Origin of the sequence: Rhodopseudomonas sp. (assembly GCF_036404135.1) — a bacterium.
Classification (GTDB): Bacteria; Pseudomonadota; Alphaproteobacteria; order Rhizobiales; family Xanthobacteraceae; genus Rhodopseudomonas_A.
In genome coordinates this window covers 1-15,711 of record NZ_DASWPE010000053.1, presented here as the reverse complement: position 1 = coordinate 15,711, position 15,711 = coordinate 1, and the positions used below count along the sequence as shown (strand labels likewise).

12 protein-coding genes are annotated in these 15,711 nt (G+C 66.7%); 5 read left to right on the top strand and 7 right to left on the bottom strand.

The window, feature by feature from the left end; all coding sequences use genetic code 11:
* Window positions 1-195: 195 nt before the first annotated feature.
* Both mutS and VGC77_RS06200 read left to right on the top strand, forming a co-directional pair.
* The gene (mutS, locus tag VGC77_RS06205) at window positions 196-2,907 is read left to right on the top strand and encodes a DNA mismatch repair protein MutS (RefSeq protein ID WP_331170700.1); all 2,712 of its coding nucleotides are present in this window, start codon (window positions 196-198) and stop codon (window positions 2,905-2,907) included.
* Between the two features lie 332 nt (window positions 2,908-3,239).
* Window positions 3,240-6,035 (top strand): [protein-PII] uridylyltransferase, encoded by a 2,796-nt coding sequence (locus tag VGC77_RS06200; RefSeq protein WP_331170699.1) that lies wholly within the window; start codon window positions 3,240-3,242, stop codon window positions 6,033-6,035.
* Window positions 6,036-6,205: 170 nt separating this feature from the next.
* Here VGC77_RS06200 and VGC77_RS06195 read toward each other — a convergent pair whose 3' ends face one another.
* From VGC77_RS06195 to VGC77_RS06185, 3 genes are all read right to left on the bottom strand, one after another.
* Window positions 6,206-6,454, bottom strand: a complete 249-nt coding sequence (locus VGC77_RS06195; protein ID WP_331170698.1) for a hypothetical protein — start codon at window positions 6,452-6,454, stop codon at window positions 6,206-6,208.
* Between the two features lie 83 nt (window positions 6,455-6,537).
* On the bottom strand, window positions 6,538-7,455 hold the full coding sequence (locus VGC77_RS06190; RefSeq protein WP_331170697.1) for a phosphoribosylaminoimidazolesuccinocarboxamide synthase: 918 nt from the start codon (window positions 7,453-7,455) through the stop codon (window positions 6,538-6,540).
* A gap of 50 nt (window positions 7,456-7,505) precedes the next feature.
* A complete protein-coding gene (locus VGC77_RS06185; RefSeq protein WP_331170696.1) occupies window positions 7,506-8,423 on the bottom strand; it encodes a pirin family protein in 918 nt (305 codons plus the stop codon).
* 139 nt (window positions 8,424-8,562) lie between these two features.
* Between VGC77_RS06185 and VGC77_RS06180 the strand changes: the two genes are divergently transcribed.
* Window positions 8,563-9,165, top strand: a complete 603-nt coding sequence (locus tag VGC77_RS06180) for a glutathione S-transferase family protein (protein WP_331170695.1) — start codon at window positions 8,563-8,565, stop codon at window positions 9,163-9,165.
* 401 nt (window positions 9,166-9,566) lie between these two features.
* On the opposite strand, the gene fabI is transcribed toward VGC77_RS06180, so the two are convergent.
* The 3 genes from fabI to fabA all read right to left on the bottom strand — a co-directional run bounded on the left by fabI (window position 9,567) and on the right by fabA (window position 12,540).
* Window positions 9,567-10,418 (bottom strand): enoyl-ACP reductase FabI, encoded by an 852-nt coding sequence (gene fabI, locus VGC77_RS06175; protein WP_331170694.1) that lies wholly within the window; start codon window positions 10,416-10,418, stop codon window positions 9,567-9,569.
* 187 nt (window positions 10,419-10,605) lie between these two features.
* Window positions 10,606-11,832 (bottom strand): beta-ketoacyl-ACP synthase I, encoded by a 1,227-nt coding sequence (gene fabB / locus VGC77_RS06170; RefSeq protein ID WP_331170693.1) that lies wholly within the window; start codon window positions 11,830-11,832, stop codon window positions 10,606-10,608.
* A 177-nt stretch (window positions 11,833-12,009) separates the two neighbouring features.
* The gene (fabA, locus tag VGC77_RS06165) at window positions 12,010-12,540 is read right to left on the bottom strand and encodes a 3-hydroxyacyl-[acyl-carrier-protein] dehydratase FabA (protein ID WP_331170692.1); all 531 of its coding nucleotides are present in this window, start codon (window positions 12,538-12,540) and stop codon (window positions 12,010-12,012) included.
* Window positions 12,541-12,868: 328 nt separating this feature from the next.
* Here fabA and irrA point away from each other — a divergent pair, with 328 nt between their 5' ends.
* Window positions 12,869-13,363: an iron response transcriptional regulator IrrA gene (irrA, locus tag VGC77_RS06160; RefSeq protein ID WP_331170701.1), complete on the top strand. Its 495-nt coding sequence runs from the start codon at window positions 12,869-12,871 to the stop codon at window positions 13,361-13,363.
* A 149-nt stretch (window positions 13,364-13,512) separates the two neighbouring features.
* Here irrA and VGC77_RS06155 read toward each other — a convergent pair whose 3' ends face one another.
* Window positions 13,513-14,040, bottom strand: coding sequence for an SH3 domain-containing protein (locus VGC77_RS06155; protein WP_331170691.1), 528 nt, complete (start codon window positions 14,038-14,040; stop codon window positions 13,513-13,515).
* A gap of 435 nt (window positions 14,041-14,475) precedes the next feature.
* Between VGC77_RS06155 and VGC77_RS06150 the strand changes: the two genes are divergently transcribed.
* A complete protein-coding gene (locus VGC77_RS06150; RefSeq protein ID WP_331170690.1) occupies window positions 14,476-15,477 on the top strand; it encodes a D-glycerate dehydrogenase in 1,002 nt (333 codons plus the stop codon).
* Window positions 15,478-15,711: the final 234 nt, after the last annotated feature.

Genomic DNA, 15,711 nt, shown 5'->3' with positions numbered 1-15,711 from the left:
CCCTGTGGGAGAGGTCGACCGGCGAAGCGCAGCGAAGCCGGTCGGGTGAGGGTTTTTGTCGCTCGATAGGGCGTACCCCCTCACCCCAGCCCTCTCCCCATGGGAGAGGGAGTTCGCTGCCGTTGCCGCAACGCTGCACGTCACGTCCGATCACATCGACCACACGACCCGACCACTTGGACCCACAATTCTCCGATGACCATCGAACCCGCCATCTCGCCATCGCCCGACACGCCCGCGCCCGCCGAGAAGGTGTCGCCGATGATGGAGCAATACCACGAGATCAAGGCCGCCAATCCCGGCCTGTTGCTGTTCTACCGAATGGGCGATTTCTACGAATTGTTCTTCGAGGACGCCGAGATCGCCTCGCGCGCGCTCGGCATCACGCTGACCAAGCGCGGCAAGCACAAGGGCCAGGACATTCCGATGTGCGGCGTGCCGGTGGAGCGCTCCGACGACTATCTGCATCGGCTGATCGCGCTCGGGCATCGTGTGGCGGTGTGCGAGCAGACCGAGGACCCGGCGGCGGCGCGCGCCCGCAAGAGCGTGGTGCGGCGCGATGTGGTGCGGCTGATCACGCCCGGCACGCTCACCGAAGACACGCTGCTCGATGCCCGCGCCAACAACTATCTGCTGGCGATTGCGCGGGCGCGGGCCTCGGCCGGCGCGGATCGTATTGGCCTGGCCTGGATCGATATTTCCACCGCGGAATTCATCGTCACCGAATGCGCGCCGTCCGAACTCGCCGCCACCCTGGCGCGGATCAACCCGAACGAGGCGATCGTCACCGACGCGTTGTACAGCGACGCCGAGCTCGGGCCGAGCCTGCGCGAGCTGCCGGCAGTGACGCCGCTGACCCGCGACGTGTTCGATTCGGCGACCGCCGAACGAAGGCTGTGCGATTACTTCGCGGTGTCGACCATGGATGGTCTGTCCGCGATGTCGCGGCTGGAGGCCACCGCGGCGGCCGCCTGCGTCACCTATATCGACCGCACCCAGCTCGGCAAGAAGCCGCCTTTGTCGCCGCCGTCGCGCGAGGCCACCGGCTCGACCATGGCGATCGATCCGGCGACGCGGGCCAATCTCGAACTCACCCGCACTCTATCGGGCGAGCGCCGCGGCTCCTTGCTGGATGCGATCGACTGCACCGTCACCGCCGCCGGCTCGCGCCTCCTGGCGCAACGGCTGGCCGCGCCGCTCACCGACGCCGAACAGATTGCGCAACGGCTCGACGCGGTGGCGGCGTTGCTGCCCGACCCTAGCCTGCGCGACGTGCTGCGGGCGACGCTGCGCGGCGCTCCCGACATCTCGCGGGCGCTGGCGCGGCTCTCGGTCGGCCGCGGCGGGCCGCGCGATCTCGCGGCGTTACGCGACGGCCTGCTGGCGGCGGATCAGGCTTTGGCGCAGCTCGGCGCGCTCGAAGCGCCGCCGAAGGAATTGCTGAGCGCGATGGCGGCGCTGCGGCGGCCGCCGCGAGAGCTGGCGCAAGAATTTTCCCGCGCGCTGGCCGATGATCTTCCTTTGATGAAACGCGATGGCGGCTTCGTCCGCGAGCACTATCACACAGCCCTCGACGAGACCCGCAAGCTGCGCGACGAGTCCCGGCTGATCGTGGCCGCAATGCAGGCGCGCTATGCCGAGGATTGCGGCGTCAAGGGGCTGAAGATCCGCCACAACAACGTGCTCGGTTACTTCGTCGAAGTCACCGCGCAGCACGGCGAGAAGCTGATGGCGCCGCCGCTCAACGCAACCTTCATCCATCGCCAGACGCTGGCGGGACAGACCCGCTTCACCACCGCCGAACTCGGGCAAATCGAAGCCAAGATCGCCAATGCCGGCGACCGCGCCCTCGGGCTCGAGCTGGAAATCTTCGAGCGTCTGGTGGCGCTGGTGCAGGACGCCACCGACGACCTGCGCGCCGCGGCCCACGGCTTTGCGCTGCTCGACGTCACGTTATCACTTGCCAAGCTCGCGATCGACGACAACTACGTCCGCCCCGAGGTCGATCACTCGCTGAGCTTTACGATCGAAGGCGGCCGGCATCCCGTCGTGGAGCAGGCTTTGCGCCGCGACGGCCAACCCTTCATCGCCAACGCCTGCGATCTGTCGCCGGGGCCCGGGCAGCAATCCGGGCAGATCTGGCTGATCACCGGCCCCAATATGGCGGGTAAATCGACCTTCCTGCGGCAGAACGCGCTGATCGCGCTGCTCGCCCAAATCGGGTCGTTCGTGCCGGCGAGCCGGGCGCGGATCGGCATCGTCGATCGGTTGTTCTCGCGGGTCGGCGCCGCCGATGATCTGGCGCGAGGGCGGTCCACCTTCATGGTGGAGATGGTCGAGACCGCGGTGATCCTCAATCAGGCCTCCGAGCGCGCGCTGGTGATCCTCGACGAGATCGGCCGCGGCACCGCGACCTTCGACGGATTGTCGATCGCCTGGGCGGCGATCGAGCATCTGCATGAGAGCAATCGTTGCCGGTCGTTGTTCGCGACGCATTACCACGAACTCACCGCACTCTCGGCGAAGCTGCCGCGGCTGTTCAACGCCACGGTGCGCGTGAAAGAGTGGCACGGCGACGTGGTGTTCTTGCACGAAGTCTTGCCCGGATCGGCCGACCGCTCCTACGGCATCCAGGTGGCGAAGCTCGCCGGATTGCCGCCTTCGGTGATCGCGCGGGCGAAATCGGTGCTGGCCAAATTGGAAGCACAGGACCGCGGCCAGTCGGCCCGCGCTTTAGCCGAAGACCTGCCGCTGTTCGCGGTCACCGCGCGGGCGCCGGCGGAGCCCGCGCCGCCCTCTGAGGCCGAGCAACTGATCGAAGCACTCGCCGCGTTGCATCCCGACGAACTCTCCCCACGCGAGGCGCTGGATGCGCTCTATGCACTGAAGGCGAAGTTGAAATCGTAACGCCAGAACCGTCATGCTGAGGAGCCCGGCGTAGCCCGTGGGGCGAAGCTGGGCGTCTCGAAGCATGACGCGACAAAGGGGCCGTCGCCCTTCGAGGCGCGCGACGGCGCCAGGGCGCCGTCCAAGGGCGCGCACCTCAGGGTGACGGCCGACCGCCGTTGGCTCAGCTCCCCCCCCGACCATGCACGAAATCGCAACCGATTGAAGGGTTTAATGCCGTCCGGCGAGGCCGGGCCGCGGCGCCGTCGAACGCCGGGGCCGCAGCCGAGCCCGGCGACTTCACCACAATGTTCCCGTGACAGCGTCCGCGCCGTCCGATATCCGGTTAGCTTATGGACACCATGACCGCGCCCGCCGAGACCGCCACCGACGACCGCTTCGACACCGCCCGGATCACCGGCGAGATCGACGCCCTGGCCGCGACCCATGCCGGCCGCGACGACGTGTTCCGGGTGGCGATGGCGCAGCTCTTGAAGGCCGAGTTCGTCAAGGCGCGGCAGACCGCCCAAGCCATCCTGCTGCAGGACCGCCACGGCCGGCATTGCGCCGAGCGATTGTGCTTCATCCAGGACGAGATCATCCGCATCCTCTACGCCGCGGCGACCCGGCATCTGTACAATTCGCCGAACCATTCCAGCGGCGAGCGGATGGCGGTGATCGCCACCGGCGGCTATGGCCGCGGGCTGATGGCGCCGGAATCCGACATCGATCTGTTGTTCGTACTGCCCTACAAGCAGACCGCCTGGGGCGAGCAGGTCGCCGAAGCCATCCTGTACTGCCTGTGGGACATGGGGCTGAAGGTCGGCCACGCCACCCGCTCGGTGGATGAATCGATCCGCCAGGCCCGCGCCGACATGACCATCCGCACCGCGATCCTGGAAACCCGCTACCTCACCGGCGACGAACTGTTGTACGCCGAACTGGTCGAGCGCTTCGACAAGGAAGTGGTGGAAGGCACCGCCTCGGAATTCGTCACCGCCAAGCTCGCCGAGCGCGAGGAGCGGCATCGGCGCTCCGGGCAGTCGCGCTATCTGGTCGAGCCCAACGTCAAGGACGGCAAGGGCGGGCTGCGCGACCTGCACACGCTGTTCTGGATCGCCAAATACGTCTACCGGGTGCGCGAGAGCAGCCAGTTGGTCGCCCGCGGCGTGTTCGACGCCCAGGAATATCGCATCTTCCGCCGCTGCGAGGATTTCCTCTGGTCGGTGCGCTGCAACATCCACTTCGTCGCCGGCCGCGCCGAGGAGCGCTTGTCGTTCGACATGCAGCGCGAGATCGCGGTCCGGCTCGGCTACACCTCACATCCCGGAATGCAGGACGTCGAGCGCTTCATGAAGCACTACTTCCTGATCGCCAAGGACGTCGGCGATCTCACCGCGATCCTGTGCGCCAAGCTGGAGGATCAGGAGGCCAAGCCGGCGCCGGCCCTGACCCGGATGATGGCGCGGCTGCGGCCCGGCAGCAAGCGCCGCAGGCTCCCGGACTCCGACGATTTCGTCAACGACAACAACCGCATCAACCTCGCCGCGCCGGACGTGTTCAAGCAGGACCCGGTCAACCTGATCCGGGTGTTTCGCCTGGCGCAGAAGAACAACCTCGCCTTCCACCCCGACGCCATGCGCACCGTGACGCGCTCGCTGAAACTGTTGAACGCGCAGGTGCGGGAAAACCCGGAAGCCAACCGGCTGTTCATCGAGATCCTGACCTCGGACAATGCCGAGATCGTGCTGCGGCGGATGAACGAGACCGGCGTGCTCGGGCATTTCATCCGCGCCTTCGGCAAGATCGTGGCGATGATGCAGTTCAACATGTATCACCACTACACGGTCGACGAGCATCTGCTGCGCTGCCTCGGCTTCCTGCAGGAGATCGAGCGCGGCGGCAACGACGAGTTCACCGTCGCCTCCGACCTGATGCGCAAGATCCGCCCGGAACATCGCGCGGTGATCTACATCTCGGTGCTGCTGCACGACATCGCCAAGGGCCAGCCGGAGGATCATTCGGTGGCCGGGGCAAGAATCGCGCGGCGGCTGGCGCCGCGGCTCGGCTTCAACGCCGCCGACACCGAACTGATCGCCTGGCTGATCGAGAAGCACCTGGTGATGTCCTCGGTGGCGCAGTCGCGCGACCTGTCGGACCGCAAGACCATCGAGAATTTCGCCGCGGTGGTGGAATCGGTCGAGCAGATGAAGCTGCTGACCATCCTCACCACCGCCGACATCCGCGGCGTCGGGCCTGGGGTGTGGAACGGCTGGAAGGCGCAGCTGATCCGCACGCTGTATTACGAGACCGAGCCGGTGCTTACCGGCGGCTTCTCGGAAGTCAATCGCGCCGAGCGGATCCGCGCCGCGCAAGCCGAATTCCGTGCCGCCTTCACCGAATGGCCGGAGGCCGAGCTCAACGCCTATGTGTCGCGGCACTACCCGGCCTATTGGTTGAAAGTGGATCTGGCGCGAAAAATCCGCCACGCCCGCTTCCTGCGCGCCTCCGAACAGGCCGGCCACAAGCTGGCGATCAATGTCGGTTTCGACGAGGCGCGCGGCGTCACCGAACTGACGATTCTGGCGGTCGACCATCCCTGGCTGCTGTCGATCATCGCCGGCGCCTGCGCCTCGGCCGGCGCCAACATCGTGGACGCCCAGATCTACACCACCACCGACGGCCGCGCGCTCGACACCATCGCCATCACCCGCGAATACGACCGCGACGACGACGAAGGCCGCCGGGCGACGCGGATCGGCGAGATGATCGAGGACGTGCTGGAGGGCAAGCTGCGGCTGCCGGAAGTGGTGGCGCGGCGCGCCAACGGCAAGGGCAAGCTGAAGCCGTTCACGGTGGAGCCGGAAGTCGCGATCAACAACCAATGGTCGGAGCGCTACACCGTGATCGAGGTGTCGGGGCTGGATCGGCCGGGGCTGTTGTATCAGCTCACCACCTCGATCTCGAAGCTCAACCTCAACATCGCTTCGGCGCATGTCGCGACCTTCGGCGAGCGCGCCCGCGACGTGTTCTACGTCACCGACCTGTTGGGGGCGCAGATCACCGCGCCGACCCGGCAGGCGGCGATCAAGCGCGCGTTGATCCATCTTCTGGCCAACGGCGACGTCGAGCAGAAACAGGCGTCGTAGCTAAGGAGACTCCCCTCCCCCTTGCGGGGAGGGGTCGGGGGTGGGGGGCTCCGAGTCTCGGCCTTGGATTACCCCCCTCCCCAACCCTCCCCCGCAAGGGGGGAGGGAGCGCGCTGCCGTCGCGGGAAGGCGGCGATCCGCAACCAGAAGGCTTACTCCGCGCGCGCCGCTTACTCCGCGATCGCGTCGAATTCGCGCTGCAGCCGGTCCATCGCCACCAGCACCGCGGCGCCGGCGAATTCCCGGCTGCATTGGCCGTTGTCGACCACCGCGACGGTCCAGTTGGCGCCGTTGCTGTCCTCGTCCGGCGGGCACAGCCGGATCCCGACATGGGCGACCTTGTCGCAATGCCGCTGGCGGCGGACGTCGTCGAGCAGCAGCGCCTCGATCTCGGCGACCGATTTGCGCGGCCGGCTCATGCGCGGCGCTCGCCGTCGGCAGCAACCCCGTCGCTGCTCTTCATGCTGTGGCTCCCGTTTGCGTGCAGCCCCGCGGGCCTGGTTCAATCGATGGCGAGCGCGGCGCCGGTGAGCCGGCGGTAGGCGTCGCGATAGCGCCGGCTGGTGGCCTCGATCACCCTTTGCGGCAAGGCCGGCGGCGGCGCCTCGCCGTTCCAGCGCCCGGCGCGGCGCTCGGCATCGAGATAGTCGCGCAGCGGCTGCTTGTCGAAGGAGGGCTGCGCGCGGCCCGGCTGATAGTCGGCGGCGGCCCAGAACCGCGAGGAATCCGGCGTCATCACCTCGTCGATCAGGATGACGCGGCCGTCGGCGTCGCGGCCGAATTCGAATTTGGTGTCGGCGATGATGATGCCCTGCTCGCGGGCGATCTCCTCGCCCTGGGTGTAGACCGCGCGGCTCATGCTCTCCAGCGTGTGGGTCGCCTCCGCGCCGATCAGTTCGCGCATCCGCGACACCGGAATGTTCTCGTCATGGCCGGTTTCCGCCTTGGTCGCCGGGCTGAAGATCCACGGCGACAGCTTGGCGCTTTCCAGCAATCCGGCCGGCAGCTTTTCGCCGGCCAGCGTGCCGGAAGCGGAATATTCCTTCCAGGCCGAGCCGGTGAGATAGCCGCGGATCACGCATTCGATCGGAAACACCGTGGTGCGCCGGCACAGCATGGTGCGGCCGGCCAAGGCGGCGCGATGCGCCCCAAGCTGCGGCAGCGCCGCGATGATGTCGTCGATCTCGGCGCTGATCATGTGGTGCGGCACCACGCCGCCGAGCTGGCCGAACCACCAGGCGCTGAGCTGGGTCAGCACCGCGCCCTTGAACGGGATGGTCTCGGTCATCACCACGTCGAAGGCGCTGATCCGGTCGGTGGTGACCAACAGCAGGCGGTCGTCGCCGGCGTCGTAAATGTCGCGGACCTTGCCGCGTCCGAGCTTCGGCAAGGGCAGGTCGCTGGACAGCATCGTCGACATGGGCAGGGACTTTCAGCAGGCCCGCCGCCGACGGAGCGGTCGGCGCGCGGTCATTCCGGCAGCGGAATGAATTCGGTTTCATTGGGCACGGCAGCGAAGCGGCCGGTTTTCCAGTCCTGCTTCGCCTGTTCGATCCGCTCTTTACTGGAGGAGACGAAATTCCACCAGATGTAGCGCGGGCCTTCCAGCGCGTCGCCGCCGAGAAACATCATCCGGCTCGGCGCCACCGCCCGCACAGTGATGCGGTCGCCGGGCCGGAAGATCAACAGCCGCGGCGCGTCGAACCGCTCGCCGGCGATCTCGACCGCGCCGTCGACCAGATAAATCGCGCGTTCCTCGTGGTCGGGATCGAGCGGCACGCTGACGTCGGCCGCAACGCTGACTTCGGCGTAGAACCACGGCGACGGCATCGCCACCGGGGATTGCAGGCCGAAGCCGCGGCCCGCGATCAGCCGTGCCGAAATGCCCCGGTCCGAATAGGTCGGCAGGCTGGCTGCGGCGTAGTGCTGGAACGACGGCGCAATCTCTTCGGCGCCCTGCGGCAGCGCGATCCAGCTTTGCAGCCCGAGCATGCCTTGGCCGTCGCGGCGCTCGGCGTCGGGAGTGCGCTCGGAATGCGCGATACCGCGGCCGGCGGTCATCAGGTTCATCGCGCCGGGCTCGATGTCCTGCACGTTGCCCTCGCTGTCGCGGTGCCGGATCCGGCCGTCGAACAGATAGGTGACGGTGGCAAGGCCGATATGCGGATGCGGCCGCACGTCCAGCCCCTTGCCCGGAATGAATTGCACCGGGCCGAAATGATCGAAGAAGATGAAGGGCCCGACCATCTGCCGCTTGCCATGCGGCAGCGCGCGGCGCACGGCAAAGCCGTCGCCGAGGTCGCGGGTGCGCGGCACGATCACCAGCTGCAGCGCGTCGCAGGAGGCGGGATCGCCGAGCCCCGGATCGTTGTCGGGCATCCAGCTCATCGCGTCCCCTCCGTGATTATCCGTTGCGAGCCATTATCGGGGCACATCGCCGCGGAGACAAGCCGCGCCGAACCGAATCGCGGCTTGCCGGGGCGGGCGAATCCGCACAGTTTCGCGGTCCGCAGCAGGGAGAGATCGGATGATGAAACTGTATTGGTCGCCGCACTCGCGGGCGTTTGCCGCGCTGTGGCTGCTGGAGGAAACCGGGCAGCCTTACGAGCGGGTGCTGATCGAAATCGCCAAGGGCGCGCAGCGTTCGCCGCAGTTTCTCGCGATCAATCCGATGGGCAAGGTGCCGGTGCTGCAGGACGGCGAGACTAAGCTCGCCGAAGTGGCGGCGATCTGTGCCTATGTCGCCGAGCGTATTCCCGAAGCTGAGCTGGCGCCGCCGCTCGGCGATCCGCGGCGGGCGAAGTATCTGTATTGGCTGTTCTTCGCGCCGAGTTGCATCGAGCCGGCGATGCTGCAACTCGCCACCAAGCTGGAGATGAATCCGGTCGCCGCCGGCTGGGGCGACGCCGCGCGGGTGTTCGACGTGGTGGAGCAGGCGCTGCAAGAGGGGCCGTGGCTGCTCGGCGAGGGGTTTTCCGCGGCCGACATCGCGGTCGGCGCGACGCTGAATTTCGCGGTGCGGGCGTTCAAGATGGCCGGCTCGCGCCCGGCCTTCGAGCGCTATCTCGACCGCTGCACCGCGCGGCCGGCGTTCCAGCGCGCGCTGGCGCTCAGTGAGGGCAAGGAATGAGGGGCGGCTACGAACGCGTGGTGCGGCTGCGGTCCGTGCTGCGGCGGCGCGTGGTATAGCGGCGGCGCGTGGCGTAGCTCATCGGCGCTCAGCGGAAACGCCGTCATCCTGAGGCGCCCGAGCGCAGCGAGGGCCTCGAAGGATGCGGCTGCGCGCCTGCGGATTGCCAAGGCCGCGGTTGCCTCGGGCTCGCGGCCATCCTTCGAGACACCGGGCTTCGTCCTTCGGACTTCGCCGGGTTCCTCAGGATGACGGCGGTGGCGAGGGAAGGCTGATCTGAATTTCAACAGCGACGTCGTCATCCTGAGGCGCCCGAGCGTCTTCGCGAGGGCCTCGAAGGATGGACTCCGAGAGTGGGGTCACCCCAGCGCAGCTCAAGTGACAGCGCTGGGGTGCTGCGATTACTTCGCCGCCAGCGCCGCGGCGCGGCTCTTCTCGGCGGCGGTTTCGGCCTCGTCGACGGTCTTCAGCGCGTCGGGCTGCGGCATCGAGATGATGTTGTAGCCGGAATCGACGAAGTGGATCTCGCCGGTGACGCCGCTCGACAGCTCCGACAGCAGATACAGCGCCGAGCCGCCGACTTCGTCGATGGTGACGGTGCGGCGCAGCGGCGCGTGGCGCTGCTGGTAGTTGAACATCTGCCTTGCGTCGGCGATGCCGGAGCCGGCGAGGGTGCGGATCGGGCCGGCCGAAATCGCGTTGACGCGGACGCCCTGCGGGCCGAAATCCGAGGCGAGATAGCGCACGCTGGCTTCCAGCGCCGCCTTGGCGACGCCCATCACATTGTAGTTCGGCATCACCCGTGTCGAACCGCCATAGGTCAGCGTGACGATCGAGCCGCCCTGCGGCATCAACAACGCGGCGCGTTTGGCCAGCTCGGTGAAGGAGAAGCAGGAGATCACCATGGTGCGGGAGAAATTCTCCCGCGTGGTGTCGGCATAGCGGCCCTTCAATTCATTCTTGTCGGAAAAGCCGATCGCGTGCACCACGAAGTCGAGCCCGCCCCATGTCTGGCGCAGCGCCTCGAACAGCGCGTCGACGCTGTCGATGTTTTCGACGTCGCAAGGCAGCACCAGTTCGGCGTTGAGCGATTGCGCCAACGGCTTGACCCGCTTGCCCAGCGCCTCGCCCTGATAGGTGAAGGCGAGCTCGGCGCCCTGCGCCGCCAGCGCCTTGGCGATGCCCCACGCGATCGAATGATCGTTGGCGACCCCCATGATCAAGCCGCGCTTGCCCTGCATCAATTGTTGCATCTTATTTCGTAACTCCGTCGCGCATTCGGCGTGCTCCCTCGCCCCGCCGTTGCGGGGAGAGGGGTGGGGTGGGGGGCTATCCGACCCGCAGATATCGCCGGTGAAGTAAGCGCAGTGCCTGGGCCCTCACCCGCCGCGAAGACGCGGCGACCTCTCTCCGCGAAGGGCGGGGAGAGGTGAAGAGAACTTACGCGTCCAACCGCTTGAAAACCAGCGTGGCGTTGGTGCCGCCGAAGCCGAACGAGTTCGACAGCACGGTGCCGACTTTGACGTTGTCGATCCGCTTGCGCACGATCGGCATGTCGGCGAATACCGGGTCGAGTTCGGTGATGTTGGCGCTTTCGCAGATGAAGCCGTTCTGCATCATCAACAGCGAATAGATCGCCTCCTGCACCCCGGTGGCGCCGAGCGAATGCCCGGTCAAGGCCTTGGTGGCGGAGATCGGCGGGCAGGCGTCGCCGCTGCCGAACACCGCGCGGATCGCCTGGATTTCCGGCGGATCGCCGGCCGGCGTCGAGGTGGCGTGCGGGTTGATGTAGTCGATCTTGATGCCGCCGGTGGTCGACAGCGCCATCTTCATGCAGCGCTCGGCGCCTTCGCCCGAGGGGGCCACCATGTCGTAGCCGTCCGAGGTGGCGCCGTAGCCGATGATTTCGCCGTAGATCTTGGCGCCGCGCGCCTTGGCGTGTTCCAGCTCTTCCAGCACGATGACGCCGGCGCCGCCGGCGATCACGAAGCCGTCGCGCGACACGTCATAGGGCCGCGACGCGGTCGACGGCGTGGCGTTGTATTTCGAACTCATCGCGCCCATCGCGTCGAACAGCACCGACAGCGACCAGTCGAGCTCTTCGCAGCCGCCGGCGAACACCACGTCCTGCTTGTTCCACTGGATCATCTCATAAGCATTGCCGATGCAATGGTTCGAGGTCGCGCAGGCCGAGGAGATCGAATAATTGACGCCCTTGATCTTGAACCAGGTGGCGAGCGTCGCCGACGCGGTCGACGACATCGCCTTCGGCACTGCGAACGGGCCGACCCGCTTCGGGCCCTTGCTGCGGGTGATGTCGGCGGCTTCGACGATGGTGCGGGCGGAGGGACCGCCGGAGCCCATGATGATGCCGGTGCGCAGATCGGAGATTTCGTCCGGGGTGAGACCGGAATCCTGGATCGCCTGCTCCATCGCGACGTGGTTCCAGGCGGCGCCTTCGCCGAGGAAGCGCATCGCGCGGCGGTCGACGGTGTCGGCCGGGTTCAGCGTCGGCGCGCCCTGCACCTGCGAGCGGAAGCCGAGCTCGGCGAATTTGTCGGCGCGGGTGATGCCGGGCTTTGCCTCATGCAGGCTCGCCAGCACTTCCTGCGTGTTGTTACCGATCGACGAGACAATGCCCATCCCCGTGACCACAACCCGTCTCATGATCGCCTCGTCCATTCCGTTGTCGTTAAAGGGCCAATTATCTCTGGAACCCAGATGTCGTGAAGCCGGATTTTCGTAGCAGCCGCGGTTTCGCGGCCGCTGGATGTCGTTGGTTAGCACGCCCCTGTCGCAGCCGGCTGACGAAGTGATGGCGGCGGTGTGGCGAACGTGCCCGACCTAGAGCGCCGGCTGCGCCGCAGCCTCCTGCTTGAACAGCCCGACCTTGAGGTCCTTGGCGCGATAGATAATGTTGCCGTCGGCGGAAAGCCATCCGTCGGCGATGCCAAGCACCAGTTTCGAGCGCATCACCCGTTTGACGTCGATGTTGTAGACCACCTTGCGGATGCTCGGCAGCACCTGGCCGGTGAACTTCAGTTCGCCGAGCCCAAGCGCGCGGCCCTGGCCCTCGCCGCCGCTCCAGCCGAGGAAGAAGCCGACCATCTGCCACAGCGCGTCGAGGCCGAGGCAACCCGGCATCACCGGGTCGCCTTTGAAATGGCAGCCGAAGAACCACAGGTCCGGCTTCACCTCGAGCTCGGCGCGGATCAGCCCCTTGCCGTGTTCGCCGCCGGTCTCGGAAATCTCGGCGATGCGGTCGAACATCAGCATCGGCGGCAGCGGCAATTGCGCGTTGCCCGGGCCGAACAGCTCGCCGCGGCCGCAGGCCAGCAGGTCTTCAAATTCATAACTGGCGCGTCGATCCCGCATGCTGCGTTACCTTTTCAATTCTCGAAGTTTCCAGCATGTGGACGGCTTCGCGCCCGGCGGCGGCGAATGTCCTCAAAGCCAGTGCCGCCAACGGCTTCGCGTCCGGCGCGAAGCCCCATTTTAGCAAGACCTGCTCCCGCTTCGGCTGAATGCGTCAAAGCGAACGCGCGCTCTCTATCACAGGCGTGTGACAGCGCAAAGCGACTCACCACGGGGTTGCCCTAGGCAAATCGTCCCACCTGCTGCAGTTGCGAAAAACTTGCACGTGGGTCTAATGCTTCCTATAGTCAAGTCCGGCTTACACAACGGGGCGGATGCCGACGTGGATATGAGAGACAGCAGCGAAAGCATCGGGTTCTTCCGGTCCGAATCGGCGACCGACGAGACCCAGCACCAGCATCCGCAACTGACCGGCTGCCCCTGGCACGACGTCAACGAGATGCTGCAGTCGGTGGGGCTGCGCCCGACCCGGCAACGCATGGCGTTGGGCTGGCTGCTGTTCGGCAAGGGCGCAAGGCACCTCACCGCCGAAATGCTCTACGAGGAGGCCACCCAGGCCAAGGTCCCGGTGTCGCTGGCCACCGTCTACAACACCTTGAATCAATTGACCGATGCCGGGCTGCTGCGGCAGGTCAGCGTGGACGGCACCAAGACCTATTTCGACACCAACGTCACCCAGCACCACCATTTCTATCTCGAGAACAATCACGAATTGATCGACATCCCGGTGACCCACGTATCGCTGAACAGCATGCCGGCGGTGCCGGCGGGCTACGAGATCAGCCGGATCGACATGGTGGTGCGGCTGCGCAAGTCGAGCTGAGCGGCAATCAGGTCATTCCGGGGCGTGAAGGCGCAAGCCCGAGCGAACCCGGAATCTTGCACCAGATGCAGTCTTGCCGGAGCGTCGAGATTCCGGGTTCGCTCGCAAGTGCTGGCGCCCCGGAATGACCGCAACGGCATTCCGCCCTCTCAGTCGACCTTCTCGTCGGCGTAAACCCCCCACAGCCGTTCCTGCTGGATCCAGCCGTCGAAGCCGGTGCCGATCACCCGGCACCAGCCCTGCGCACAGCGCTTGACCTGGGTCACCACGCCGGCCTGCAGCCTCGCCGCCACCGCGCTGCTGGCACTGGCGCTGTCGTACAGCGGCGCCAATTCGTCCTTGCTTTTCATCGTCACCACCGCGGTGCGGCGGCCGGACAGCAGCGAATGATACACCCAGCCTTCGGCGCCTTCGGAATCCCGCACCCGTCGCCAGTTCTCGTATTCCGCGGTGATTTCCACCGGCAGCCCGGAACGGGTGTAAACCCAGGCGACGTCGTTGTCCTTGGTCGGACCGGCGCGGACATTCACATGGTCGGATTTCAGGCTGACATAGCGCGGGATCGGCAGGCCGCTGGCCGAGGTCGCGGCGTCCTTCGCCGCCTGGCTGGCGCTTGCGGCGCAGCCCAGCACCGCGCCTGCGAGGACCCAAGAAACCACCAACCGCCTCAACGCCATCACCCGTCTCCAGCCGCGCGTCGCCAAGGTCGCAGCGGGGCCCCGGCCTTGCTGCGACGCATCTGGCGTAAGTGCCGCGAATCTCGCGGTTTCGACGTCCGGACTAGCCTCTTGGGTTCTTGTCTTGGCCCGGCCTTCTGCTAGAGAGGACCGACCGTCGGGAGCCCGCGACGACGGCCGCTCCGCAAAAACCCATGGGCCACCGCTCGAAATGCCGCGATCGCATTGCGCGGCAGTTTCCAGCAACCGGGTTAATGAGGACTGAACGCGTCGCGTCGGATTGTCGGTCTGCCTTCTTGCGCCGGCCTTCGGCGAGCGCGTGGGGCAGCCCGGCGAGCGCAACGCGCCGGGCTTGAGAGAGCGTGCTTGACGACGTTGCGGCAGGGACCAAGCAGGCTTCGCCACGGCAGGGCTGCAGCCCGTTGAGAGCAGGACATGTCGGTTAAGAAAAAGCCTCTGGTTGTCGTCACCCGCAAGCTGCCGGACTCGATCGAGACCCGGATGCGCGAACTGTTCGACGCGCGGCTCAATCTCGACGACGAGCCGATGAGCGCCGAAGCGCTGGCCGAGGCGGTGCGCAGCGCCGACATCCTGGTCCCGACCGTCACCGACGAGATCACCGAGGCGATCCTGCAGCAGACCGACAGCCGGCTGAAGCTGATCGCCAATTTCGGCAACGGCATCGACAATATCAACGTCGCCGCGGCGCATGCCCGCGGCATCACCGTGACCAACACGCCGAAGGTTCTGACCGAAGACACCGCCGACATGACCATGGCGCTGATTCTGGCGGTGCCGCGCCGGCTGATCGAGGGCGCCACGCTGCTCACCGAGGGCAAGGACTGGGCCGGCTGGTCGCCGACCTGGATGCTGGGACGACGGCTCGGCGGCAAGCGGCTCGGCATCATCGGCATGGGCCGGATCGGCCAGGCGGTGGCGCGGCGCGCCCGCAGCTTCGGGCTGCAGATCCATTATCACAACCGCCGCCCGGTGGCGCCGAAGATCGCCGACGAACTCAGCGCCACTTATTGGGAGAGCCTCGACCAGATGCTGGCGCGGATGGACATCATCTCGGTGAACTGTCCGCACACGCCCGCGACCTTCCATCTGTTGTCGGCGCGGCGGCTGAAGCTGATCCGCAAGGACGCCTATGTGGTCAACACCGCGCGCGGCGAGGTGATCGACGAGGAGACGCTGACCCGGCTGATCGAGGCCGGCGACATCGCCGGCGCCGGGCTCGACGTGTTCGAGAACGAGCCCGCGGTCAATCCGAAGCTGGTGCGGCTCGCCAAGCATGGCAAGGTGGTCTTGATGCCGCATATGGGCTCCGCCACCATCGAGGGCCGGGTCGAGATGGGCGAGAAGGTGATCATCAACATCCGCACCTTCCTCGACAACCACAAGCCGCCGGACCGCGTACTGCCCAACATGCTGTGAGGTGCGGGGCCCCGTATCGTCGGCGTCATCCTGAGAGTCCGGCAAAGCGCGTCGCGCGAAGCGGGCGTCTCGAAGGATGTGCCACGGGCTTGTTGCCGCATCCTTCGAGGCCCTCGCTTCGCTCGGTCGCCTCAGGATGACGACTCAACGAATGGTGCGCCTCAGCGACTGTCTTGGTTGTCAAGCGTTTTGCCATGGCTGATTGTCCCGCAGGATTGCGTTGAGGGTGGTGAG